The sequence below is a fragment of the Yoonia sp. R2331 genome (assembly GCF_041103235.1).
Classification (GTDB): domain Bacteria; phylum Pseudomonadota; class Alphaproteobacteria; order Rhodobacterales; family Rhodobacteraceae; genus CANMYO01.
Map to the genome: position 1 here is coordinate 401,885 of NZ_JBGCUN010000002.1, position 23,465 is coordinate 425,349.

General features: G+C 59.5%; 23 protein-coding genes. 13 read left to right on the top strand and 10 right to left on the bottom strand.

Going from position 1 to position 23,465, the window contains the following annotated elements; translation table 11 throughout:
* Window positions 1–24 precede the first annotated feature (24 nt).
* Complete coding sequence (locus AB3Y40_RS16765; protein WP_369440026.1) at window positions 25–801, top strand: enoyl-CoA hydratase; 777 nt, start codon at window positions 25–27, stop codon at window positions 799–801.
* On the opposite strand, the gene AB3Y40_RS16770 is transcribed toward AB3Y40_RS16765, so the two are convergent.
* Genes AB3Y40_RS16770 through AB3Y40_RS16780 form a run of 3 tightly spaced genes read right to left on the bottom strand, consistent with a single transcriptional unit; the run spans window position 798 to window position 3,687 of the window.
* The gene (locus AB3Y40_RS16770) at window positions 798–1,541 is read right to left on the bottom strand and encodes a maleate cis-trans isomerase family protein (RefSeq protein ID WP_459554001.1); all 744 of its coding nucleotides are present in this window, start codon (window positions 1,539–1,541) and stop codon (window positions 798–800) included. The two genes, AB3Y40_RS16765 and AB3Y40_RS16770, sit on opposite strands and share 4 nt — an antisense overlap.
* Window positions 1,538–2,671, bottom strand: coding sequence for a M24 family metallopeptidase (locus tag AB3Y40_RS16775; RefSeq protein WP_369440027.1), 1,134 nt, complete (start codon window positions 2,669–2,671; stop codon window positions 1,538–1,540). Before AB3Y40_RS16775 ends, AB3Y40_RS16770 begins: the two co-directional genes overlap by 4 nt.
* Window positions 2,668–3,687 (bottom strand): pyridoxal-phosphate dependent enzyme, encoded by a 1,020-nt coding sequence (locus AB3Y40_RS16780; protein ID WP_459554002.1) that lies wholly within the window; start codon window positions 3,685–3,687, stop codon window positions 2,668–2,670. Before AB3Y40_RS16780 ends, AB3Y40_RS16775 begins: the two co-directional genes overlap by 4 nt.
* A gap of 223 nt (window positions 3,688–3,910) precedes the next feature.
* Between AB3Y40_RS16780 and rpsT the strand changes: the two genes are divergently transcribed.
* From rpsT to AB3Y40_RS16815, 7 genes are all read left to right on the top strand, one after another.
* Entirely contained in the window at window positions 3,911–4,174 is a 264-nt protein-coding gene (rpsT, locus tag AB3Y40_RS16785; RefSeq protein ID WP_369440028.1) for a 30S ribosomal protein S20, read from the top strand.
* A 587-nt stretch (window positions 4,175–4,761) separates the two neighbouring features.
* Complete coding sequence (gene dnaA, locus AB3Y40_RS16790; protein ID WP_369440029.1) at window positions 4,762–6,114, top strand: chromosomal replication initiator protein DnaA; 1,353 nt, start codon at window positions 4,762–4,764, stop codon at window positions 6,112–6,114.
* A 129-nt stretch (window positions 6,115–6,243) separates the two neighbouring features.
* The gene (dnaN, locus tag AB3Y40_RS16795) at window positions 6,244–7,362 is read left to right on the top strand and encodes a DNA polymerase III subunit beta (protein WP_369440030.1); all 1,119 of its coding nucleotides are present in this window, start codon (window positions 6,244–6,246) and stop codon (window positions 7,360–7,362) included.
* A 65-nt stretch (window positions 7,363–7,427) separates the two neighbouring features.
* Window positions 7,428–8,540 (top strand): DNA replication/repair protein RecF, encoded by a 1,113-nt coding sequence (gene recF, locus AB3Y40_RS16800; protein ID WP_369440031.1) that lies wholly within the window; start codon window positions 7,428–7,430, stop codon window positions 8,538–8,540.
* The gene (locus AB3Y40_RS16805; RefSeq protein WP_369440032.1) at window positions 8,537–8,977 is read left to right on the top strand and encodes a VOC family protein; all 441 of its coding nucleotides are present in this window, start codon (window positions 8,537–8,539) and stop codon (window positions 8,975–8,977) included. Before recF ends, AB3Y40_RS16805 begins: the two co-directional genes overlap by 4 nt.
* Window positions 8,967–9,494: a GNAT family N-acetyltransferase gene (locus AB3Y40_RS16810; protein WP_369440033.1), complete on the top strand. Its 528-nt coding sequence runs from the start codon at window positions 8,967–8,969 to the stop codon at window positions 9,492–9,494. Before AB3Y40_RS16805 ends, AB3Y40_RS16810 begins: the two co-directional genes overlap by 11 nt.
* 9 nt (window positions 9,495–9,503) lie before the next feature.
* Entirely contained in the window at window positions 9,504–10,124 is a 621-nt protein-coding gene (locus AB3Y40_RS16815) for a LysE family translocator (protein ID WP_369440034.1), read from the top strand.
* On the opposite strand, the gene AB3Y40_RS16820 is transcribed toward AB3Y40_RS16815, so the two are convergent.
* Window positions 10,121–10,714, bottom strand: a complete 594-nt coding sequence (locus AB3Y40_RS16820; protein WP_369440035.1) for a TetR/AcrR family transcriptional regulator — start codon at window positions 10,712–10,714, stop codon at window positions 10,121–10,123. The genes AB3Y40_RS16815 and AB3Y40_RS16820 overlap by 4 nt on opposite strands.
* A gap of 103 nt (window positions 10,715–10,817) precedes the next feature.
* Between AB3Y40_RS16820 and AB3Y40_RS16825 the strand changes: the two genes are divergently transcribed.
* From AB3Y40_RS16825 to AB3Y40_RS16845, 5 genes are all read left to right on the top strand, one after another.
* Window positions 10,818–11,411: an NAD(P)H-dependent oxidoreductase gene (locus AB3Y40_RS16825; protein ID WP_369440036.1), complete on the top strand. Its 594-nt coding sequence runs from the start codon at window positions 10,818–10,820 to the stop codon at window positions 11,409–11,411.
* Window positions 11,412–11,517: 106 nt separating this feature from the next.
* On the top strand, window positions 11,518–13,935 hold the full coding sequence (gene gyrB, locus AB3Y40_RS16830) for a DNA topoisomerase (ATP-hydrolyzing) subunit B (RefSeq protein ID WP_369440037.1): 2,418 nt from the start codon (window positions 11,518–11,520) through the stop codon (window positions 13,933–13,935).
* Window positions 13,936–13,938: 3 nt separating this feature from the next.
* Entirely contained in the window at window positions 13,939–14,373 is a 435-nt protein-coding gene (locus tag AB3Y40_RS16835) for a toxin-activating lysine-acyltransferase (protein ID WP_369440038.1), read from the top strand.
* Between the two features lie 241 nt (window positions 14,374–14,614).
* Complete coding sequence (locus tag AB3Y40_RS16840; RefSeq protein WP_369440039.1) at window positions 14,615–14,743, top strand: hypothetical protein; 129 nt, start codon at window positions 14,615–14,617, stop codon at window positions 14,741–14,743.
* A gap of 430 nt (window positions 14,744–15,173) precedes the next feature.
* Window positions 15,174–16,130 carry a PLP-dependent cysteine synthase family protein gene (locus AB3Y40_RS16845; protein ID WP_369440040.1) on the top strand — a complete coding sequence of 319 codons (957 nt, stop codon included), beginning with the start codon at window positions 15,174–15,176 and terminating at the stop codon, window positions 16,128–16,130.
* On the opposite strand, the gene AB3Y40_RS16850 is transcribed toward AB3Y40_RS16845, so the two are convergent.
* Genes AB3Y40_RS16850 through AB3Y40_RS16875 form a run of 6 tightly spaced genes read right to left on the bottom strand, consistent with a single transcriptional unit; the run spans window position 16,127 to window position 23,409 of the window.
* Window positions 16,127–16,960, bottom strand: coding sequence for an NAD-dependent epimerase/dehydratase family protein (locus AB3Y40_RS16850; RefSeq protein WP_369440249.1), 834 nt, complete (start codon window positions 16,958–16,960; stop codon window positions 16,127–16,129). The genes AB3Y40_RS16845 and AB3Y40_RS16850 overlap by 4 nt on opposite strands.
* Before the next feature lie 6 nt (window positions 16,961–16,966).
* Window positions 16,967–17,740, bottom strand: coding sequence for an HpcH/HpaI aldolase family protein (locus AB3Y40_RS16855; protein WP_369440041.1), 774 nt, complete (start codon window positions 17,738–17,740; stop codon window positions 16,967–16,969).
* Window positions 17,737–18,933: an NAD(P)/FAD-dependent oxidoreductase gene (locus AB3Y40_RS16860; RefSeq protein WP_369440042.1), complete on the bottom strand. Its 1,197-nt coding sequence runs from the start codon at window positions 18,931–18,933 to the stop codon at window positions 17,737–17,739. Before AB3Y40_RS16860 ends, AB3Y40_RS16855 begins: the two co-directional genes overlap by 4 nt.
* A gap of 11 nt (window positions 18,934–18,944) precedes the next feature.
* Window positions 18,945–19,649, bottom strand: coding sequence for an SDR family oxidoreductase (locus AB3Y40_RS16865; protein ID WP_369440043.1), 705 nt, complete (start codon window positions 19,647–19,649; stop codon window positions 18,945–18,947).
* Window positions 19,640–21,337, bottom strand: a complete 1,698-nt coding sequence (locus AB3Y40_RS16870; RefSeq protein WP_369440044.1) for a hydantoinase B/oxoprolinase family protein — start codon at window positions 21,335–21,337, stop codon at window positions 19,640–19,642. Before AB3Y40_RS16870 ends, AB3Y40_RS16865 begins: the two co-directional genes overlap by 10 nt.
* Complete coding sequence (locus AB3Y40_RS16875; protein WP_369440045.1) at window positions 21,334–23,409, bottom strand: hydantoinase/oxoprolinase family protein; 2,076 nt, start codon at window positions 23,407–23,409, stop codon at window positions 21,334–21,336. The genes AB3Y40_RS16870 and AB3Y40_RS16875 overlap by 4 nt, the downstream gene beginning before the upstream one ends.
* Window positions 23,410–23,465: the final 56 nt, after the last annotated feature.

The window sequence follows — 23,465 nt, forward strand, 5'->3', positions numbered from 1 at the left end:
TGACCAGCGGCAAGGGAGAGCCAGATGGCCTATGAGACGATCGTTGTTGACGTTACCGATTACGTGGCACTTATTCGCCTCAACCGTCCCGACGCGCGCAACGCGCTGAACCAGCAACTGCTGACAGAGCTGTGCGCGGCACTGGACGAAGCCGACGCAAGCGACAAGGTCCGCTGCATCGTGATCACTGGATCGGACAAGGCCTTTGCCGCCGGGGCCGACATCACGGAGATGGCCGAGAAAAGCTTTGTCGATATGTATACCAAGGCGTTTTTTCAGGCCGAGGTGGAGCGGTTTAACAACATCCGCAAGCCGATCATCGCCGCCGTTGCGGGCTATGCGCTGGGCGGCGGCTGCGAATTGGCCATGATGTGCGACTTTATCATCGCCGCTGACACCGCAAAGTTTGGCCAGCCAGAGATCAACCTTGGCGTGATTGCAGGCATCGGCGGCACCCAACGTCTGACCCGTTTTGTCGGCAAGTCAAAGTCGATGGACATGCATCTGACCGGGCGCTTTATGGGCGCGGAAGAGGCGTTGTCTTCGGGGCTTGTTAGCCGTGTGGTGCCTGCCAAAAAGCTGATTGAAGAGGCGCGCGGCGCCGCCGACAAGATCGCGGAAAAGTCACTCATCGCTGCGATGGCGGCCAAGGATGCCGTGAACCGGGCCTATGAAACGACTTTGGCTGAAGGCGTGAATTACGAACGTCGCCTGTTCCAGTCGCTTTTTGCGACCGAGGACCAAAAGGAAGGCATGGCAGCCTTTACCGAAAAGCGTGAGGCGCAGGTGCGCGACCGTTAAAGGCGGGTCAGCGCGCCGAAATCCGGGGCAAGTGACACACCCGACAGGCGCGCCATGTGCCAGGCCAGGACCTGATTGCTGGATAAAACGGGCAGGCCGGTTTCCGCTTCGATGGGTGCGATCACGTCCAGCGTCCGCAGGTTGGTGCAGGATAGGAACAGCCCATCAACCCCGCCCTCTGCGGCGAGTGCGGTCGCCGCCGCGATAACCGACGCGCCGTCAATCCGGGCCACGCGTGCCTCGACTGCCTCATCAAAGCTGCCGAAAACGGGGGATGCGACGCCGTGATCGGCCAAGGTATTGCGCAAGACAGCACTGACCTCCGCGATGTAGGGCGACAGAAACGCGAGCCTGCGCAGGTTCAACGCTGAGCAAGCAGCGATCAGGGCTGTGACCGGCTCTGTCACCTCTTGCGTGTTGACGCCGCTGCGCACCAAATCCGCAATGGCCTTTGCACCAATAACTGACGTCCCAGAGGTGCAGCCGTAGCCCACCGCATCAAAGTTCAGCCCGCGCGGCAAAAGCGCGGCAGCGCCGGGCAAGTCATCCCGCATCTGCGCCAGCGTGTCGCCGGTCACATCGCCGGCTGACGGAATGCGAGAGGCATAAAGTGTGACGCCGTTCACCGGTAGCATGCGGCGGAAATCATGTTCGATCGTTTCATCCGCTTGCAGGACGATCAGCCCCAAAGTGGCGCGATGACCCAACCGGTCAGCGGTGCCATAGGGAAACACACTCAAAGCTCTGTCATCCTGCGTTCGGCGGGGCGTGACAGGTATTCGGCCTGTGCATCCCGGATCACGATATTCTCTTCATGCACAAGCATCCTCCCATCGCGCGTCGCAATGCCCGGTTCCAGCGTCAGCACCATGCCCGGCTGCAACACGGTGTGATCGCCAGGGATGAGCGAGGGCGCTTCGGTCAATTGCATCCCCAGACCATGTCCAAATCGGCCCGCGTCCGATCCGCCTGCCCCGCCAGTCAGCACCTTGTCCATCGCATGAAACAGTTCAGCGGTGGTGATGCCAGGTCGGGCGATGTCCATCGCGGCGGCTGTTGCGTCGATCAGCTTGCTGTGGGCACCTGCGGCCAGTTCACTGGTGGGACCGACGCTAAAATTCCGATCAAAATCACAGAAATAACCCTGCCGGACGAGACCGGTATCCAACATCAGGACATCCCCTGCACGCAACGGAGCTTCTGTCGCAGGAGAGATCACATCGTCATACCCGTCCGGCCCCGCGCCACCCGCCAGATAGGGAACCCAATCTGCGCCTTCCTGCAGGCACAAGATTTGGAAGTGCCGAAAAACCTCTGCAAGGCTGACACCGGCGCGCGCAATCTCTGGCACCCGATCAAAAGCGCGATTTGCGACTTGGCAGGCCAAACGGATCAAGTCGATCTCGGCCTCGGACTTGATCAACCGCAGTCCACGCATCAGCCTCGCGTCTGCGACGATTTCACAGGTTCCGCGCAGCTTTTCAAAATCCGCAATCGGCATCCGCAGATGCGTTTCATGCCCCATGGGTATGGCGACAGGACCGGGGCAAAGCTCTTGCAAGGTGGCGATCAACAGGTTGACACCGTCATCCGCAAGGTCTGGCGCGCGCCACGTCCGAATGTCGTCAATCCAGCCGCGCGCCATCAGCGCCGCCCCAATTGCGGGGATCACCGCAACCGGATCACCTGCTGCGGGCACAATCACAAACCACGGCCGGGTCGGGCTTTCCCAAAACCGCGTCAGGAACCCGGTGAAGTAGCGGACATCCGGTTCCGTCGTCAGCAGCAGACCCGCAAAGCCGCGCTCGGCCATTGCGTTTTGCGCGCGGCGGGTCCGGTCAACGAACTCTTCCCGGTCCAACCCGTTCATCGCGCAGGCTCTTCACTTAAGATGCATAATACTCGCGCGTCGGGCGATAACCCCAACGCTGCCCCCGCTTCCATCACCGCGACAATCCCGGCGCCGCCAGATGGCGTTGTGGCCAGCCCGGCCTGCGCGAGCACGGGCATCGAGGCCTCTGCCGCTGCATCACTGATGGTCACAAAATCATCGGCATCCCGCGCCAAACCGTTCAGCGCAATCAGCGAAGGTTCCTTGCAATCAAGCCGTCCCATGTTGCTGTCAGGCCCGGATGTGACCACGGCGCGACCTGCGCGCGCGCTTTCCATCAGGGCCGGTGCGGCCTCGGGTTCCACCACGACAATGCGCGGCGCATCGCCCCAGATCTTGCGGGCATAAGCGGCGACCGCGCCTGCCAATCCACCGACCCCGGCTTGCAAGAAGATGTGCGTTGGTATGGCATCGACCTGCGCCACCGCCTCTGCCGCCATTTGCACATAACCCTCCATCAACCGATGCGGGATGGTCGTGTACCCGGCCCAGGACGAATCCGACAGCAGGGTCCAGCCGTTCTGATCTGCCGCTGCCGCTGCTGCAGCCATGCTTTCGGCATAGTTCGCCCCGGCGAGAACCACGCGCGCACCTTCGGCTTGCAGACGTTTCGCGAACACCTCTGGCACGGTCTGCGCAATGTAGACCACCGAATTTGCGGCAAAGACGCGCGCCCCTGCCGCCACGGACATCCCGTGGTTACCGGCGCTTGCCGTGACATAGGTGCGTCCTTTCGCAGCGCCGTCCTCAGCATCGCGCGCGATGACATAAGCAGCACCCAGCGCCTTGAAGCTGCCCAACCCCATGCGTCCCCGTTCATCTTTGACCCACAGAGTCGCCACATCGGCCAACCCAGCGACTTTGACGAGGGGAGTCTCGGCGTGGGTCGGGCAGTGCGCCAACCGCGTGGCGACTGTTGCCGCATCGGTCGAAGGCTGCGGCACCCCAGACAGCAGATCGGATGCACCACGGTGCGGGTTGCGGAAATGTTGCAAACGGACCTCTCATCGCCATGCCTTGCTGACGCTAGACCGCGGTGCTGCGCTGCGTCTATCCCCCATCTGCAAATAGGGCTTTCCTCTGCCAAGGGTTTTGACTATACGCCGCGCTGAACATGCGCGTGATGCCCGCTTTGGCAGATTCGGCCGGTCAGAAAACCCGGTGGGGCCGTCAGGCGCATATGACTGTTATTGATGAACCCGAACGAAAGACACGAACATGGCAAACACCGCTCAGTCCAAGAAACGCGCCCGCCAGAATGCCGCGCGCTTTGCTGTCAATAAAATGCGCCGCTCGCGGATCCGCACGCACCTGCGCCAAGTGGAAGAGGCGATTGCATCCGGCGACGCCAAAGCCGCGCAAGAAGCACTGAAAGCAGCACAACCCGAATTGATGCGTGGCGTCACCAAGGGCGTGATGCACAAGAACACCGCAGCGCGCAAAATGTCGCGCCTTGCTGCACGCGTGAAAGCTGTGGGCTAAATGCCGCAATATCGTCCGTCCGGACGGTGAATTGAGACTTTCAGAGGCGCGCCCATCGGGCGCGTCTTTTGCGTTTTTGACCCGGGCGCGGAAACTTTTCCCGTCGATTCAAAGGGGTCACAGATTCGAATTCAGATAGTTCCGAGTCAAGCGCGTTGTTCGGTTGAAGCGGCCCCAAACCCCTTGCTACGTTGCTCATGCGATTCACATCGTTCCGGGGGGGACATGAGGGTTCAGCGTCGATAAGAGCGTCCAATTGTGCGGTGTTGCACATGCGACAGACGCCATTGGGATAGCGACGTTGATAGTCTTGCAAGGGTGATTGGCGTATCCGCTGTTTGGCGGAGCCAAGCAATCCTTGTGTCTGCGACAAGTGGGGTTTTGTCCCACTTTCCGTATCTCTCAACCCCGCTTGTCGCGACCTACGCGGCCCTTTTGGCAAGGGGTCCAGCGGTCGGGGCCTTTGAAGTGGTGGCGGTCCGACCGCCCAACCCTGTGTTGGGCGCATGGTACCGTATTGTCTGCGGAGTGGTGTGGACGTGGCAGTTTGGGCTGTCAGGCAGGGATTTGGTTTGGAACAGGGCAAGATGACGACAGGTGTGTGGGGACAGGTTCAGCAAGAGCTGAAAGACGGGATGAGTGGCAATAGTTTCACAAGCTGGATTGCTCCGCTGGAACTCAAAGATCTGAATGGGCAGGTGGCAACTTTTGAAGTCCCAACAGGTTTCATTGGCAACTACGTGAACCAGAACTTTGGTGACCAGATTCTGTATCAACTCAACAAAGCCGGTCAGGATGTGCAGCGCTTGAAATTTTCAGTTCCCGCCGGGAAACGCGCAGCCCCTACTGCCGACACAACGGCACAGCCTGCCAAACCTGCCAAGGCCATGTTGGACAATGACATGGGGTCCGCAATCGACCCGCGTTATACTTTCGACAGTTTTGTCGTCGGCAAACCGAACGAGCTGGCCCACGCTGCGGCGCGCCGCGTGGCCGAGGGCGGCGAGGTGACGTTCAACCCGCTGTTTCTTTACGGCGGCGTTGGTCTGGGTAAGACCCACCTGATGCATGCCATCGCCAATGAATTGGCCCGCGCGCGTCCCGACTTGAAGGTCCTGTACCTTTCTGCGGAACAATTCATGTACCGGTTCATCACCGCATTGCGTGACCGCAAGATGATGGAATTCAAGGCGCAGTTGCGCACTGTCGATGTGCTGATGGTTGATGATGTGCAATTCATGGCGGGCAAGGACAGCACGCAAGAAGAGTTCTTTCACACCTTCAACGCCCTGATCGAGGCACGCAAACAGATCATCCTGTCTGGCGACCGCGCACCGGGTGATATGAAAGAAATGGAAGACCGCATTCGCAGCCGCATGCAGTGTGGTCTGGTCGTGGACCTGCACCCGACGGACTATGAATTGCGCCTTGGTGTGTTGCAGTCCAAAGCCGAGATTCAGGCTGCCAGCTATCCAAATCAAGCCATCGCGCCCGGTGTGCTTGAATTCCTCGCGCATCGCATCACCAGCAACGTGCGTGTTCTGGAAGGCGCGCTGGTCCGGCTGTTTGCCTTTGCCAGCCTTGTAGACCGCGAGATTACGCTCGAACTTACGCAGGATTGCCTTTCTGACGTCCTGAAAGCCAATGACCGCAAGGTGACGGTCGAGGAAATCCAGCGCAAGGTGTCTGAGCACTATAACATCCGCCTGTCTGACCTCATTGGACCGAAACGTCTGCGCGCCTATGCGCGGCCGCGTCAGGTGGCGATGTATCTGTGCAAAACCATGACCAGCCGATCCTTGCCCGACATCGGCCGCCGCTTTGGCAAGCGCGACCACACCACTGTCATGCACGGCGTGAAACGGATCGAGGAATTGGCCGCAACAGACAGCCAGATCGCCGATGATCTGGAACTCTTGCGTCGCGCGCTCGAAGAATAGCGGCGCGCGCTTGACGGTCTTGTCACACTCAGTGACAGTCATTCATGAAAACGCTTGAGCGGGGCGGAGAAACGGTTAGTTTCTCCCTCCCGACGTTTGCGTCCGCAAAAGAGAAAAAGGGCAAGGGACATGAAACTCAGCATCGAACGCGCCAGCCTGCTTAAGGCCGTGGCACAGGCCCAATCTGTCGTTGAGCGGCGCAACACGATCCCGATCCTGGCCAATGTGTTAATCGAGGCTGAAGGCGACAGCATCCAGTTCCGCGCAACCGATCTGGATATCGAGGTGGTAGATCGTGCCCCCGCTAAAGTGGAACGGGCAGGCGCCACAACCGTGTCCGCTGTCACGCTAAACGAAATTGTTCGCAAGCTGCCCGATGGCGCGCTCGTAACACTGACCGAAGACAGCAACACAGGCCGTTTGACGATCGAGGCGGGCCGCTCGAACTTTTCGCTGGCGACGCTGCCGAAAGAAGATTTCCCGGTCATGGCCTCGTCAGAATACAGCGCCAATTTCTCGGCCGCCGCACCTGTGTTGCGCCGCTTGTTCGATAAGTCGAAATTTGCAATTTCGACCGAAGAGACCCGGTACTATCTGAACGGCGTCTACATGCATATCGCAGATGGCGAAGGCGGCAAGGTGTTGCGCTGTGTGGCGACGGATGGTCACCGGCTGGCGCGCATTGATGCCGATCTGCCTTCGGGGGCGGCTGATATGGCCGGTGTGATCGTGCCGCGCAAGACCGTGGGCGAGTTGCGCAAATTGCTGGACGATGACGATATGCAGATCGCGGTGTCGGTGTCCGAAACCAAAGTGCGGTTTGCAACGCCCGACATCACCTTGACCTCCAAGGTGATCGACGGGACGTTTCCCGACTATACCCGCGTCATTCCAGCCGGAAACACGCGCAAATTGGAAGTGGACGCGTCAGAGTTCGCCAAGGCTGTTGACCGTGTCGCCACCGTCAGCTCTGAACGATCCCGCGCGGTGAAACTGCAGTTGGACGAAGACAAGCTGGTGCTGTCCGTCAACGCACCCGACAGCGGCGCGGCAGAAGAAGAACTGGCCGTCGCTTACGGTGATGAACGGTTGGAAATCGGCTTTAACGCAAAATACCTTCTTGAAATTGCAAGTCAGGTCGATCGCGAGAACGCCGTGTTCATGTTCAATTCTTCCGGCGATCCGACGCTTATGCGTGAGGGCAACGACACCAGCGCCGTCTATGTCGTCATGCCAATGCGCGTGTGACGGGGCGAAGAACAAGCGGCCTCCGGCGGGCATATTTTTATTCAAAAGAAAGGTGCTAGCGGGGCATGAGCGGTCTGTTCCTGTCCCGGCTGACCCTGTCGCATTTTCGCAGCCACAAGCGTGCGGTGCTGGATGTTGATCTGCGCCCGGTCGCGATCTTTGGCCCCAACGGTGCGGGCAAGACCAATCTGATCGAGGCGATATCGCTTCTTTCCCCTGGCCGCGGGATGCGGCGCGCGGGTCTTGCTGACCTGTCCCGCAGGCCCGAGGTATTGGGGTGGAAAATCACCGCTCAGATCAATGGTGCCCGCCACGTACACGAGGTTGAAACAGGGGCAGAGGCCGGGCAGCCGCGAACTGTGCGAATTGATGACAAGGCCGCGTCGCAAGTCGCCCTTGGCAGTATCGCGCGCATCCTGTGGCTTGTGCCCGCCATGGACAGGTTATGGATCGAAGGGGCTGAAGGACGCCGCCGGTTTCTGGATCGCGCCACGCTTTCGTTCCAGCCCAGCCATGCCAGCACTGTTTTGCGCTATGAAAAGGCGATGCGTGAACGTAACCGCCTGCTGAAGGACATGGTACGCGACCCCCATTGGTACACCGCTCTCGAAGCGCAAATGGCCGAAGCGGGGGCAGAGATTCACACCAACCGTTCCGCCACGCTGGGTCACCTCGCGCAAGCACAAGCCGATACCACGACGGCATTCCCGACAGCGGACCTGACCCTCGTGCAGGCGGAAGACGGCGCGCCAACAACGCAAGAGGGACTGTGCCGCGCCTTTGCCGATGGCCGTACGCGTGACATGGCGGCAGGGCGGACCCTCACCGGGCCGCACCGTGCTGATCTTGAGGCGATCTATGCCAACAAAGGCGTGAATGCCCGCGATTGTTCCACGGGCGAGCAAAAGGCACTGCTGATCAGCCTGATCCTTGCCAATGGGCGCGCGCTGGCCTCGGATCATGGCGCGCCACCCATCTTGCTGCTTGATGAGGTTGCAGCCCATCTTGATGCCGACCGCCGCGCAGCACTTTATGATGAAATCTGCGCACTTGGCGCGCAGGCCTGGATGACAGGCACCGGCCCGGAATTGTTTGCGGAACTGGATACGCGGGCGCAATATGCCGAAGTGACTGACACAGACGGCCAATCCACCATAACGCAAAGGACCGCCCCATGACCCCGCAACGTGTATCGCTTATCACACTTGGCGTCGCCGACTTGGCACGGTCGCGCAAATTCTACGGTGATCTGGGCTGGACACCCAAGGATGAGGTTCCGGGACAAGTGGTGTTTTATCAACTGCACGCTTCGGTCCTTGGCCTGTTCGGATTGGCCCCGTTGGCCGCAGATCAGGGCCGTCCGGATGCAAAGCTGGGCACCGGTGCTGTCACCTTGGCGCAGAATTTCCCCGATGAGGCGGGCGTTGACGCCGCCTATGAAAAGGCGCTGTCTGTTGGAGCGATGCCGCTGAAAGCACCGGAAAAAGTGTTCTGGGGTGGCTATTCCGGCTATTACGCTGATCCCGACGGCCACGTTTGGGAAGTGGCGTTCAACCCGTTCTGGGAACTAGATGAGGAGGGCAGGCAGATCCTGCCGGATACGGATGAAGATTGAACGGATCGACGAAATCCACCTAACGCCCGAAGACGAGGCGCGCATTCACACCCTGCTGGTGCGCGCATTTGAAGAGCCGTTCGGCAACCGGTCCTTTCACCAGCAACGCCACCATGTCCGGCTGATTGTGCGCGATGGTGACGCAATCATCGGGCATATGTCGCTATGCTATCGGTCAATCCGCATGGGCGAAGACCTTCTACCGATAATGGGCTTGGCAGAGGTGGCGACAGACCCGGATCATCGCGGCAAGGGCATCGCCAGCGCCCTGATGACGGATGCCATCGCCGAAGCGCGGGGCAGTCAGGCGGTGCATTTCCTGCTGTTTGGTGGTCAGCCGCTTTATGCCGGGCGCGGTTTTCGGTCGGTTCCAAATACGGTCAAACACACAGCGCTTTATGATGCATGGACGGGCGACGTGCAGGTTGATGACCGTGGCCACCTGATGGTAATGGAGCTGCGCGATCAGCCTTGGGATGATACAGCGCCCGTGGACCTTTTGGGCTTTTCCTTCTAAGCCGCGCACATGACGATCACATCCGCCGATATGCTGCTATATGCGGGCGCACTTTTCGTGCTGTTCCTGACCCCCGGTCCGGTCTGGGTGGCTTTGATCGCGCGCACATTGTCGGGCGGGTTCAACGCGGCCTGGCCGCTGGTTCTGGGTGTTGTCGTCGGCGATGTGCTTTGGCCTTTTCTAGCGATCCTTGGGGTTACCTGGCTGGTCAGCGTTTATGCCGATTTCATTCTGGTGTTGAAATGGGTCGCCGTACTGACATTTCTGCTGATGGGCTGGCTGGTCATCCGCCATGCGGACAAGACCATCGCCTCTGATACCCGGCTTACGCGGCCCGGCATGTGGGCAGGGTTCATTGCCGGTTTGGCGGTGATCCTCGGAAATCCCAAGGCGATCCTGTTCTATATGGGTATGTTGCCGGGCTTTTTTGATCTGACGATGCTGACCTGGGCTGACATCGCGGTGATCTGCTTCTTGTCGCTGATTGTGCCGCTGATGGGGAACCTGACGCTGGCGCTGTTCATCGGGCGGGCGCGGGCGCTGCTGACCTCGCCCACAGCGCTTTATCGCACCAATATCGTGTCTGGTAGTTTGCTGATCGGCGTTGCGGTGGTGATCGCGCTGACCTAGTGCGGCTGCGGCGCAAGCCAGGCGTTCAGGTAAGGGCCCAGCCGCTCATCGATGCCCACCACGCGCGATTCCACCGCGCAGAACGATAGTGCGACAGTCTGGACCACAAAGGCCTGAATGCCCTCGGCCATCAGTTGCGGGTCAATGTCGCCGCGTAGCGCCTTGCCATGGAGGGGTACGACCCAGTCGATAAATAGCATGATCTGGTCGATGAAATTCTGCGCGATTGGCCCGATGTTGGCGACTTCCAGTGCGCCGGAATAGCGCATGATCAGGTCAAACGCAGCCCGCTCAGAGGCGAGGACCCGCACCAGCGGATCGAGTGCAGTGACCAAAGTGGCCGCATCGTGCGGCGCAGGTGCCTCTCTCATCGCGGTGATGGCGGCAGTCAGGTCTTCGGCGATCAAGGCCTCCATCAGGGCATCCTTGTCGCGGAAATGGGCAAAGAACGTGCCTTTGGCGACACCTGCGCGGATCACAACCTCTTCCACCCGCATCTGGGCATAGCTGCCGTCGGCCACAATCGCCTTGGCCGCCGCCAAAAGGCGGTTGTGCGTGTCGATTCTGCGTTGTTGCGGTGCGCGGGCCATGCCGTCTTATAGCATTAAAATGACCGTGGTCAAAAATTGTAATTGACCGTGGTCACTTTTTGAGTGCATTAAAGTGACCACGGTCAATTTAAGGAATCACACCATGACACCGCGCAAAATTCTTGTCCTGAACGGGCATCCCGGCGAACGTTCGCTTTCGCAATTGTTCGCCAATACTTACGCGGCCTCCGCCACGGCTGCGGGCCACGACGTACAAACCGTCGACCTTGCCGATCTGGACTTTGATCCGGACTTTGGCGGTGGCGGCTACCACGACCACAAACCGCTTGAACCCGACCTTCAGGACTTCACGGCCAAGCTGCAGTGGGCCGATCACTTCGTGCTCGCGCTGCCGATGTGGTGGGGCTCGATGCCAGCGAAGTTGAAGGGTCTCTTTGACCGCACCTTTCTGCCGGGTGTCACCTTTGACACGCGCAACAAGACCAAGCTGGGCCTTCCCGCGCCCTTGCTGACAGGTCGGACGGCACAGTTGATCGTCACCGCAGACACACCGATGTGGGCGTTGCGGATGCTTTACAGCCGCGCGATGCTGCACATGATGCACGGGCAAATCCTAAAATTCGTTGGCATGAAACCCCGCAAACCGCTGTGGTTTGCGGGCGCGACGGACGCGAAATCCGACCAGATCGACAAGTGGATCGCAGCTGTGAAATTTGCAGCAACTGCAGCCGCTTGACATCGGGCCACACGTCACGTCCGAAACCACAAAATGTGGGGCTTCGGGCGTGACAATCCCCCTGAAAAACCATATATTTAGCGGGTAAAAGAACAGGAATACCCGCATGGCTGACGAGCAGCAGAACAATGCCGAATATGGCGCCGATTCCATCAAAGTTTTGAAGGGGTTAGAGGCGGTACGCAAGCGCCCAGGCATGTACATCGGTGACACCGACGATGGCTCTGGTCTTCACCACATGGTCTACGAGGTCGTCGACAATGGCATTGATGAGGCGCTGGCCGGTCACGCCGACTACGTGAACGTCAAAATTCACGCGGATTCTTCTGTTTCAGTGCGCGACAATGGACGCGGCATTCCGGTGGGCATCCACGAAGAAGAGGGCGTTTCCGCAGCCGAAGTGATCATGACCCAGCTGCATGCGGGCGGTAAATTTGACAGCAACTCTTACAAGGTCTCCGGCGGCCTGCACGGCGTCGGTGTCTCTGTTGTGAACGCGTTGTCTGTCTGGCTCGAACTCAAGGTCTGGCGCGATGGCAAGGTTCACGTCGCAAAATTCGCCCACGGTGACACGACTGACCACCTTGAGGTGATCGGCGACGCAAACGGTGAAACCGGCACAGAGGTGCGGTTCCTCGCCTCCACCGACACCTTCAGCAACCTCGACTACAGCTTTGAAACGCTCGAAAAGCGTCTGCGCGAACTGGCCTTCCTGAATTCCGGCGTGCGCATCATTCTCGAAGACGAACGCCCGGCAGAACCTTTGCGCACAGAGCTTTTTTACGAAGGCGGCGTCAAGGAATTCGTCAAATATATCGACCGGTCCAAAACACCTGTCATGCCCGAACCGATTTATGTGGTTGGCGAAAAAGATGACATCGGGGTCGAGGTCGCGATGTGGTGGAACGACAGCTACAACGAAATGGTGCTGCCGTTTACCAACAACATCCCGCAGCGCGATGGCGGCACGCATATGGCCGGTTTCCGCGGTGCGCTGACCCGGACCATCAATAACTACGCCCAATCCTCTGGCATCGCCAAAAAGGAAAAGGTCAGCTTTACGGGCGATGACGCACGCGAAGGTCTGACCTGCGTGCTGTCGGTCAAAGTGCCTGACCCGAAATTTTCCAGCCAGACCAAGGACAAACTTGTCAGCTCCGAAGTGCGTCCGGCCGTGGAATCGCTTGTGGGCGAAAAACTGGCCGAGTGGTTCGAGGAAAACCCCAATGAGGCCAAACAGATCGTCGGCAAGATTGTAGAGGCTGCTCTCGCCCGTGAAGCCGCCCGCAAAGCGCGCGAGCTGACCCGCCGCAAGAACCCGATGGACGTGAATTTCCTCGCCGGCAAGCTCAAGGATTGTTCCGAAAAAGACCCTTCCAAAACCGAAGTTTTCCTGGTCGAGGGTGATAGCGCCGGTGGCTCTGCCCAGACTGGCCGTGATCGCCAGACCCAGGCGATCCTTCCGCTCAAGGGCAAGATCCTGAACGTTGAACGCGCCCGCTTTGACCGGATGCTGGGGTCTCAGGAAATCGGCAACCTTGTGATGGCGCTGGGCACCGGCATTGGCCGCGACGAATTTAACATCGACAAGCTGCGTTACCACAAGATCGTCATCATGACCGATGCTGACGTGGACGGTGCACATATCCGCACGCTGTTGTTGACGTTCTTTTTCCGCCAGATGCCGGAACTGATCGAGCGCGGGCACCTCTATATCGCGCAGCCGCCTCTGTATAAGGTCAGCCGGGGCCGGTCAGAGGTTTACCTCAAGGATCAGGCCGCGATGGATGACTATCTGATCGAACAGGGGATCGACGGGGCCATGCTGCGGCAGGGCAACGGCGAAGAAATCAGCGGGGCTGATCTGCGCCGCGTTGTGGAAGAGGCGCGCCAGTTGCGCCGCGTGCTTGACGCCTTCCCAACACACTACCCCCGCCACATCCTTGAACAGGCGGCAATCGCTGGGGCTTTCGTGCAGGGCGCTGTAGATGCAGACCTGCAAGGTGTGGCTGACAAGGTCGCCAAACGGCTTGACCTGATCGCGCTGGAATGGGAACGCGGCTGGCAAGGGCGCATCACCCAGGACCACGGTGTACGTCTGGCGCGTATCCTGCGCGGCGTGGAAGAAGTTCGCACACTCGACGGGCCTATGTTGCGGTCAGGTGAGGCGCGGCGCACAGGCAGCTCTACCAAGTCGCTACAGGACGTCTACGACTTGCCCGCCACCTTGGTCCGTAAGGACCGGTCACAGATCATCCACGGGCCGCTGGACCTTCTTCAAGGTATTCTGGAAGAGGGCGAGAAGGGTCTGACCCTGCAACGCTACAAAGGCTTGGGCGAAATGAACCCCGACCAGCTGTGGGAAACCACGCTAGACCCCGATGCGCGCACGCTGCTGCAGGTCAAGGTTGATGACGTAGCCGAGGCTGACGACATCTTCACCAAACTGATGGGCGACGTGGTCGAGCCGCGGCGCGAATTCATCCAAACCAACGCGCTTTCCGTCGAAAATCTGGATTTCTAAGCCATGGCCTCTGCATTCGAAAAACTTGGTGTCGTCAGCTTTCTGATGATGAAGAACCCACAGTTCCGCGAACTTACCTTGGAACAGGTACGTGCGATCACGATCATGCCGCTGCAAAAGAACCTGCTGGTCACGGCCACAGTGCCAGGCAAAAGCGATGCAAGCGTGCCGACCCCTGTGGGCTTTGCTACCTTTGCCAAAGTCGATGACGCATGGGATGCCAAGTTGCGCGATCCCCACTTTGATTTGGCAGAAATGACAGATGACGCGTGGGACAGCGGCGGGAACAAATGGCTGGTTGACGCGGTCTCGACGCAGAAGGATCACGGCGCGTTTGTGGAAAAAGCGGCGCGCGCTGTCTTTCCCAAAGGCGGCACACTGCACATCCGTTTGCGTGGCGCTGATGGCAAACACGAGATCGGTAAACGTAAGTTCTAAATGGGCCGCACCCCAGACCAATTCGCAACTGACGTTCGTCTGATTTCAGGTACCCCATAACTTCATGCGGTGTCCGATGTCGTGGGCGGCCTGCTTTCCGCGTTGTTTGGAAATAGCACTTTCACCGTCACCCCGTCCAAGCAGGCACTGCCATTCGCGAACCAGATCGACGCACTTGCGGCCACGGCAGGCATCACCGCTCATGACGACCCCACACGCGCTACCCGTATCGAATTTGACAATGCCCGAATCCACAACCGACGCAGGGCAGATAATCCACTACGGCGCGGTTTTTCAGGTTGCGAATGCGCAGGGCCGGAAACCCCCTTACGAATTGCGCCCGCCCAAGGACAACAGCACCGCGTTCTGACACCGCACGGCGAGCATCGACCGCCATGACCTGTCAGAGATCAACGTGGATCAATACACGGGCGACGTGCTCAAGCGTCACGACTTGGCCGACAAACCCGGCGTTGCACGCAACGGATCCAGCAGGAATTCGCTTTAACAAGCTAAACTCTATGGTTGGCTCAACGCTGCTCAAATAGCCCTTGCCGCGGAATTAAGCTTGGTTCTGTCGTTCAGCGGATTTGTCGCAAGGTGGATGCGCCGCCCCAAAGGCTCACGAGACGCTATTCCAGCGTCTGGGCTGGTTCCAATCGCACCCCCTCTGATCCCTTCCCAAAGGGCGGCACATACGTCGCCTCTCGCCCCCAAATTTTCCGCGCTATGTTCATGCGCCAGACGTGTTAGGCTGTCCCTGCTGGGAAGGGTAACAAGTTTGACGTCAGGTGTCCGTGATGGCGGGAACATCTATCATTTCGACAATCGGTGGCACACCGGCCATCTGGCTTGACCGTCTGGTCGAGGCGGCGGGCGTGCAGGGCCGCATCCTCGCCAAGCTCGACTACCTGAACCCCGGCTTTTCCAAGAAAGATCGCGCCGCCCTTGGCATCATCCGTGCCGCGCGGTCTGGCGGCACCTTGCGACCCGGTCAAGCCGTGGTTGAGATGACAAGCGGCAACATGGGCACTGGACTTGCCATCGTTTGCGCACAGATGGGACATCCGTTCATCGCAGTAATGAGCCGTGGAAACTCGCCCGAACGGGCTCGCATGATGCGCGCGCTTGGGGCAAAGGTGGTACTGGTCGAACAGGTGCCGGGCAGCACGCCCGGCAAAGTCAGCGGCGCCGACCTCGCGCGGGTGGATGCTGTCGCCACGCGGCTGACAGCTGCGCATCAGGCATTCCGCGCCGATCAGTTTGCCCACCCCGGCAACAAAGGCGCACACCAATACGGCACCGCGGAAGAGCTTTGGTCAGACAGCAACCGCAACGTGGACGTCTTTGTCGACTTCGCGGGGTCTGGCGGCACGTTTGCCGGCACGCTTACTGGTTTGCGCAACTTAAATCCGCAGGTGCGTGGATACGTCGTTGAACCATCGGGTGCGGCCGTTCTGGCGGGTGGTGATCTGACCGATCCCGATCACCCTATCCAGGGTGGCGGCTATGGCATGCCGGATCTGACCCAGATGGAAGGCATTGAAATTGATGGGTTTATCGCGGTCACCGGCGAAGAGGCCGCAGAAACCACCCGTGACCTCGCACGGGTAGAAGGCGTGTTTGCAGGCTATTCTGCCGGGGCGAACGTCATGGCGGCGCTGGCGCTTCTGGCAGGACCGGAGACGGGCAAAACTATTGCTGTGATCATCTGCGACAGCGGCCTGAAGTACCTTTCAACAGACCTGTGGTCCTAGGTCTTGATGCTCCGCCGCTTGATCATCTCAACCCCGCTTTCGCCCAGCGGCACGACTGCAAACGGCCCGCCATGGCACATGTCTTCGGGGTCCTGGTTGTTCTGCGGCGGGGCCTTTGCCAAAATCTCGGCCGCGTAGTCCTCAGCATTGTCCTTGGGGCGGTAACCAAGCGAGGCCGCGCCGGAATTGTCGACGCCAGCGCGGTCGTTGTTGGACACACCATAGACAATCATGAAGCCCGTTGTGGGTGACGACACCGACTTTTCGACCAATTGGATCAAGTCCGCGTCTGACAGCCACGACCCAAGCGCGCGGCTGTTCCCGGGTTTTTCCGTCGCAGAGAATATTCGCATGGACACAGTTTCAAGTCCGCGCTTGTCCCAATAAAGACTGGCCAGATCCTCGGTAAAACACTTCGCCAACCCATAGAAGGTGTCAGGCCTGTGTGGGACATCGGTGGTGAGTGTCTTGTGTTTGGAATACATGCCAACCGCATGAATAGAGCTGGAATAAACGATGCGGCGCACGCCATGTTGGTGGGCTGATTCCCAGACGTTGTATGCGCTCAGCAGATTGGAATGCAGGATCTTTTCCCAAGGTGCCTCGTCCGCGATGGATCCGAAATGAACCACCATTTCGGCCCCTTCAAGCAGCGCGTGAACATCTGACATCTCGCCCACATCCGCCTGAACGTAGGTTTCATTGGGGGCCAGATCGCTGATCCCGTCGACGATGTCAGATGACACCAGTGTTTCGCACATGGCCGCAAGCGGGGCGCGACACAACCCGCCCAATCGGCCAGCGGCCCCTGTCAGAACGATTTTCTTGATCATTGTTTATCCTTCCATTCCGGCCTTCACTTGTGCCAACAGCCCGTCGGCTGCTTTGGCCAGCAGCCCCGTATCTGTCGCAACGGCGACAAAGGTGAAACCCTTGTTCAGCAATTCCGTTGCCAACGCCGGGTCCGTCACCAACGTCCCCACCGGCACGCCCTGATTCATCAGCTTTTGCGCCACCGGCATGATCTTGGCCCAGACATCCGCGTGCAAAGGTTGGCCCAGCATTCCCATATCTGCCGCGATGTCCGCAGGGCCAAAGAAAACACCGTCCACGCCGTTTACAGCTGCGATTTGGTCCGCAATCGCCATCGCCGACAATGTCTCGACCTGCAAGATCACGACCGTTTCATCCGCAACCCGTGCGCCATAGTCGCTATAGCGCCCCCACTGACTGCCACGCATTGCCCCGGCCACGCCGCGCACACCTTCGGGTGGGTAACGCGTTGCCGCCACGGCAGCTTCGGCCTCTGTCACGGTCTGAACCATCGGGAACAGCAGCCCCGGCGCACCGATATCCAGCAAGCGCTTAACCACTACCGTGTCGTTCCACGGGGGGCGCACGATGGCGCTGGTATGCGGTGCAATCGCCTGTAGCTGGGTCATTGCCGTCATCACGTCGCCAGGGCTGTGTTCCATATCAACGCACAGCCAATCGTAACCAGCGCCGGCCACGATCTCTGCGATCATTGGGCTGGCAGTCGACACCCACAGCCCGACCTGCTTCTTCTTGGCTTTCAACGCGGCCTTGAAAGCATTGGTTGGCATCTTCATATCACGGCCTTTTCGTCAAACGGTTCACCTTTGGCGATACGTTCAAAGGAAAACGGCGTGAGGTCCAGCGTTTGATAGGCCCCGGTCGCGATTATCTCGGCCACGCCGCGCCCCATCGCGGGCGATTGCTGAAACCCATGCCCGGAAAAGCCATTCACGAAGACGAAGTTCGTGACTTCGGGATGGGGACCAATGATCGCGTTTTGGTCGAATGTGTTATAGGCATAGTGCCCCGCCCAACTTTGCCGCAACTTGATCCGCTCAAAGCTCGGAACGCGATGCGCCAGCACAGGCCAGACCTTTTCTTCCCAGATCGAATGGTCCTGCACGAAGTCGTCGTAATCCACGGCCGGGTCTTCATCTGGCGGACAGCCTGCAAGGTAATAGGCCCCGTCAGTCCGCATATGCACACCAGAGGGATCAATCGTCAGTGGCAGGTCCCGATCCAACGGTTCTGCCGCCTCAAAAATAAAGGTGTAGCGTTTGCGCGGTTCCACAGGAATTTCGATTCCGGCCATACGAGATATCAAAACAGCACGTGGACCGCTGCAATTCACCACCGTGCCGCAGGCGATCACCTCACCGCTGTCCAGCGTCACACTGGCAATCTTGTCGCCTTGCCGGTCCATCGCCACGACCGAATTATGGATGTATTCCACACCGCGTTCCCGCGCTGACCGCTTCCACCAATCAAATAGCGTGTTCCCGTCAAAATAGCCCTCGTCGATCAGGTTGTGATTGCCTGCAATGATGTCGTCCAGGTTGTAGAACGGATAGGCCGCTTTGATTTCGTCCGCGCTCATATGCTTGGTGCCAGCGCCATTCGCTTCTTGAATGGCTTGCCCCTCGCGCAGGGTTTGCGCAAACGCGTCGTTGTCGGCCAGATACAAATAACCGTAGTTTTGCAGCACCACGTCCGGCACCCGGTCGTCGCCGCCCATATAACTGCGGAAGTTCTTGACGAAGTCGGCAGCGAACTGACTGATGGAAATGTTCAAAGGGCGCGAAAACTGCTGCCTCATGCAGGAATTTGTGTGCGCAGTTGATGTCCACTCATACGTCGGGTCGCGCTCCACAACCAGAACCGAGCCATTAAAATCCGCATTCTCTGACAGCCACCACGCAACAGAAGAGCCATACATGGCCCCGCCCACAATCACGACGTCATAGCTTTTTTGCTGTGGTGCCTGCATAATCTTCTCCTTCAGACCGACCGCGTGATACCACCATCCACGCGCAGGTTTTGCCCGGTGATGTAGCCTGCGCTGTCGGACGCCAGAAAGGTAACAACCGACCCGATTTCCTCTTTTGATTTTCCGTAACGACCCATTGGGACGCGGGCACGAAATTCTTCTTTTTCAGGAAGACTGTCGATGAACCCCGGCAACACATTGTTCATTCGGATGTTCTCGGCGGCGTATTTGTCCGCGAAGAGCTTGGTGAACGCGGCCAGACCCGCGCGAAACACGCCACTTGTTGGGAACACCGGATCGGGTTCAAACGCGGCGAAAGTGCTGATGTTCACAATCGCGCCGCCGCCCTGTGTCTGCATGATCGGTGTCACAAGCCGGGTCGGACGGACCACGTTCATGAAATAGACATCCATGCCGGTGTGCCAATCCTCATCCGTCAATTCCAGTACCGGCGCGCGCGGGCCGTGACCTGCGCTGTTGACCAGTACATCAATTCGGCCCCAGTGATTCATCGCAGCATCGACCAGTTTTTGCAGATCGTCGGTCGATTGGTTCGACCCGGTGACACCAACACCCCCTAATTCCTTTGCCAAGGCTTCGCCCTTGCCGGACGACGACAAGATGGCAACTTTGTAACCTGCCTCGGCCAGCGCCCGCGCGCTATCCGCACCCATGCCGCTGCCGCCTGCCGTGATCATTGCAACCTTCATGACCATTCCCCCTTTGTAACGTGATCCATGATTGCCAAGACCTCGGCCGTTTCCATACCGTATTCCGTCTGCGCCGCCTCGGGCGTCACGTAGCCCCGCACAAGATCGCGCCGCACCAGCGCCGGGTCACGATCGGCGACCGCGCCGTAGCCTGCACCGCCGGGAAAGGCGAGCATCACGCGCGCGCCGTGTGGCACGAACTGCTTGCCCTTGCCGCGCATCGCGGCACCGTCGCTCCGGGCAATTGTGGTCGGCGCGCCCTCGACACCACCCTGACGGCCCCGCGCCGGGAAATCTACGCGGTCAAACATCGCTTGAAAGTCAAACTCATGACCCTCCTGCGCGCCGACTTCCATGAACTGCCCAAGCCCCCCGCGATACTGCCCCGCACCGCCGGAATCAGGCCGCAGCTCCTTGCGCCAGATGATGACCGGGCCCGCGTGTTCCGTGGCTTCAATCGGCATCGTCATCACGCCTGACGGAAACGCTGTCGCGCTCATCCCGTCCAGGCTCGGCCGCGCGCCTGATCCTCCGGAATTGAAGGTCAGCACCTCGGACCGCACCGCATCTGGCGCGGCCACACCATCGGTGCGGGGCCGCAATGACACCTGAAAATTGCACAGCGTCCCGGCCCCTTCGGCAGGCACGACGCCGGGCAGGATCTTATCAAGAGCATCATAAACCGTATCCGGCACCATGTGCCCAATCACATGCCGCAAAGCCACCGGGGCAGGGTGCACCGCATTCAGGATTGACCCCTCTGGCGCAGAAATCTCAAACGGTGCGAGAGAGGCGGCATTGTTCGGGATCTCAGGTGCAATCGCGCATTTCAGCGCATAACAGGCGTAGGCCTTGGTATAGACCAGCGGCACATTGATACCCTTCTTGTCGACAGGGCTTGTGCCATCAAACGTGCAAACAACGCGGTCGTCTTCCAGTGATAGTTGCACGACCAAATTTATCGGCGCGTCAAATCCGTCAATCCGCATCGCGCCTTCGGCCTGCGCGCGAGGCAGGGCATTGATCCGCTCAATTGTGGCGCGGCGGGAATTCTCAAGGATGAACCCGCCGATCCCTTCCAGATCGTCCAGCGCAAATTCTTCCATCATCTCGACCAGCCGCCGATGACCGATCTCGTTGCAGGTCGCCAACGCATAGATATCGCCTACCAACTGATCCGGCTCGCGCACGTTGCCGCGAATGATGCGGATCAGGGTCTCATCCACCGCGCCGCGATCCATCAGCCGCATGATCGGCAGATAAAGCCCTTCTTCGTAGACGCTCGCCGCATCCGCGCCAAAGCCGCGACCGCCAATGTCGACGATATGCGCAGTACAGGCGAAAAACCCGACTATCGCGCCTTTATAGAAGGATGGTGTGACGACCGTGATATCGTGCAGATGTCCGGTGCCTTCCCACGGATCATTGGTGATATAGACGTCACCCTCGGCCATTGTGTCCGCGCCGATCCGGCGGATGAAATGCGCCACCGCATCGGCCATCGCGTTCACGTGCCCAGGCGTGCCGGTGACTGCCTGCGCCAGCATCTGCCCGCGCACGTCGTAGACACCCGCAGACAGATCGCCTGCCTCGCGCACGGATGTTGAAAAGGCCGTGCGCACCAAGGCCTGCGCCTGTTCTTCAACAATGGAAATCAAGCGGTTCCACATCACCTGGTTTGCAACGGTGCTCATGCCTGACCCTCCCTTTCGGTGACCTCGATCGTGCCGTCTGGCCATCCCTTTGCAACCCGACTTGCCGGCACCACAATCGTCGTTTCATCCTCAGTCACGACTGCGGGGCCATCAACGGCGGCCCCGGCAAGGTCGCCGCGTGCGACAACCTGCGCCTGCGCGGTCGTGCCCAACGCGGGATCAAACAGCTTACGTGTACCGCTGACCTTTGCCGCCCCGGCAGCACCCATCGCGCCAACCTTGGGCACTTCGAGCTTGGGGGTCGCCGCATTCACGGCCCAAACGGTGATTTCCACGTCCAACCCCGCAACGGGCCGTCCAAATAGCGCTGTGTAGTCCGCCTCGAACAACTGCTGAAACGTCACCGCATCCGGGGCGCGCGCTTGCGCTTCGGTCAAGTCAATCGGGATCTCCCAGCCTTGCCCGGTGTAGCGCATGTAGGCCTTGTATTCACGCCCGATGTGGGCGTCTGCGTCACATGACCGGACAAAGGCTGTCGCCTCTTCGGCCAGTTCTGCAAGCAACGCCTCGACCCGTCCCGGATCGAAATCCGACAGTTTCATATAAACACTGCGGTTCGCCTCAAAGCTGAACGGCGCGCGCAGGAACCCGATGGCCGACCCGACACCTGCCCCCTCTGGCACCAACAACCGCTGCACACCCAGCTTCTCGCATAACCGCCCCGCATGAAGCGGGGCCGCGCCGCCAAAGGCAATCATCGTGTAGTCCGCCAAATCCTCGCCGTTCTCGACCGCATGGACACGCGCGGCGTTGGCCATATTCTCGTCCACAACCTCGGCCAGCCCAAACGCCGCCTCGGTCGCGTCCATATCCAGTGTGTCGCCGATCACCGCGTCCAAAGCGGTCCCCGATGCGTCTGCGTCCAAAGTGATTGACCCGCCTGCAAAGCTATCGGGGTCGAGCTTGCCCAGCACCAGATCCGCATCGGTGACCGCTGGTTTCGCGCCGCCCCGTCCATAGCACGCGGGTCCCGGTTCGGACCCGGCACTTTCCGGACCGACACGGATTTGCCGCATCGCATCCACATGTGCCAGCGATCCACCGCCTGCGCCAATCTCGACCATATCAATCACCGGGATCGAGATTGGCATCCCCGATCCCTTTTTGAACCGATAGGTCCGCGCGACTTCAAACACGCGTGCCGTCTTGGGCTGCTGGTCGCGGATCAGGCAAATCTTGGCCGTGGTCCCGCCCATGTCGAATGACAGCACCTTGTCCAAACCGAACCGCTGCGCCAGCGTTGCGGCAAAAACCGCCCCGCCCGCCGGGCCGCTTTCGACCAAGCGCACCGGGAATTCGGCGGCGGATTCTATCGAAATGATCCCGCCACCCGAATGCATCAGAAAGATGGGGCAGCCTGCGCCAACCTCGGCCAACCGTCCCTTCAGCCGGCCTAGATAGGACTTCATCAGCGGCTTGATATAGGCATTTGCGCAGACCGTGTTGAACCGTTCGTATTCGCGCATCTGGGGGCTGACTTCCGATGACAGCGACACCATCACTTCCGGCAGTTTTTCGGCCAGAACTTCGCGGACCATCTGTTCATGCGCGTCGTTAAGATAGGAATGAATAAGCCCCACCGCGACGCTTTCGTAGCCCGCGCGCGCGATCTGATCGACAACCGCCTCAATGCCAGCGCGGTCCATCGGCACCAGTTCCTGCCCTTTGGCATCAATCCGGCCTGCAACCGTGAAACGCGATTGCCTCGGCAACAGCGGTTCCGGCAGTGTAAGGTTCAGATCGTATTGTTCAAACCGGCTTTCGGTGCGCATCTCGATCACATCACGAAACCCTTCGGTCGTGATCAGCGCCGTTTTCGCCCCGCGCCGCTCGATCAGCGCGTTGGTCGCCAGCGTTGTACCGTGAATGATCTGGCTGATCTGATCCGCCGCAATCCCCGCCTTGCCGCAGACCTGTTGCAACCCGTCGATGATCGCGTTCTCAGGTGCGGCATACGTCGTCAGCACCTTGGTCGAGGTCAGACCGTCCGGCCCCTCCAACACCACATCCGTAAATGTGCCGCCAATATCAACGCCCAAACGATAGGTCATCACGTGCTCCCTTGGTTGATGGCAAGGTAATCGCCGGTGGCTATCGCGTCGAATTA

Coding starts and splice junctions, on each gene's coding strand:
- AB3Y40_RS16765 (WP_369440026.1), top strand. CDS start 25: ATGGCCTATGAGACGATCGTTGTTGACGTTACCGATTACGTGGCACTT.
- AB3Y40_RS16775 (WP_369440027.1), bottom strand. CDS start 2,671: ATGAACGGGTTGGACCGGGAAGAGTTCGTTGACCGGACCCGCCGCGCG.
- rpsT (WP_369440028.1), top strand. CDS start 3,911: ATGGCAAACACCGCTCAGTCCAAGAAACGCGCCCGCCAGAATGCCGCG.
- dnaA (WP_369440029.1), top strand. CDS start 4,762: ATGACGACAGGTGTGTGGGGACAGGTTCAGCAAGAGCTGAAAGACGGG.
- dnaN (WP_369440030.1), top strand. CDS start 6,244: ATGAAACTCAGCATCGAACGCGCCAGCCTGCTTAAGGCCGTGGCACAG.
- recF (WP_369440031.1), top strand. CDS start 7,428: ATGAGCGGTCTGTTCCTGTCCCGGCTGACCCTGTCGCATTTTCGCAGC.
- AB3Y40_RS16805 (WP_369440032.1), top strand. CDS start 8,537: ATGACCCCGCAACGTGTATCGCTTATCACACTTGGCGTCGCCGACTTG.
- AB3Y40_RS16810 (WP_369440033.1), top strand. CDS start 8,967: ATGAAGATTGAACGGATCGACGAAATCCACCTAACGCCCGAAGACGAG.
- AB3Y40_RS16815 (WP_369440034.1), top strand. CDS start 9,504: ATGACGATCACATCCGCCGATATGCTGCTATATGCGGGCGCACTTTTC.
- AB3Y40_RS16820 (WP_369440035.1), bottom strand. CDS start 10,714: ATGGCCCGCGCACCGCAACAACGCAGAATCGACACGCACAACCGCCTT.
- AB3Y40_RS16825 (WP_369440036.1), top strand. CDS start 10,818: ATGACACCGCGCAAAATTCTTGTCCTGAACGGGCATCCCGGCGAACGT.
- gyrB (WP_369440037.1), top strand. CDS start 11,518: ATGGCTGACGAGCAGCAGAACAATGCCGAATATGGCGCCGATTCCATC.
- AB3Y40_RS16835 (WP_369440038.1), top strand. CDS start 13,939: ATGGCCTCTGCATTCGAAAAACTTGGTGTCGTCAGCTTTCTGATGATG.
- AB3Y40_RS16840 (WP_369440039.1), top strand. CDS start 14,615: ATGCCCGAATCCACAACCGACGCAGGGCAGATAATCCACTACGGCGCG.
- AB3Y40_RS16845 (WP_369440040.1), top strand. CDS start 15,174: ATGGCGGGAACATCTATCATTTCGACAATCGGTGGCACACCGGCCATC.
- AB3Y40_RS16855 (WP_369440041.1), bottom strand. CDS start 17,740: ATGAAGATGCCAACCAATGCTTTCAAGGCCGCGTTGAAAGCCAAGAAG.
- AB3Y40_RS16860 (WP_369440042.1), bottom strand. CDS start 18,933: ATGCAGGCACCACAGCAAAAAAGCTATGACGTCGTGATTGTGGGCGGG.
- AB3Y40_RS16865 (WP_369440043.1), bottom strand. CDS start 19,649: ATGGTCATGAAGGTTGCAATGATCACGGCAGGCGGCAGCGGCATGGGT.
- AB3Y40_RS16870 (WP_369440044.1), bottom strand. CDS start 21,337: ATGAGCACCGTTGCAAACCAGGTGATGTGGAACCGCTTGATTTCCATT.
- AB3Y40_RS16875 (WP_369440045.1), bottom strand. CDS start 23,409: ATGACCTATCGTTTGGGCGTTGATATTGGCGGCACATTTACGGATGTG.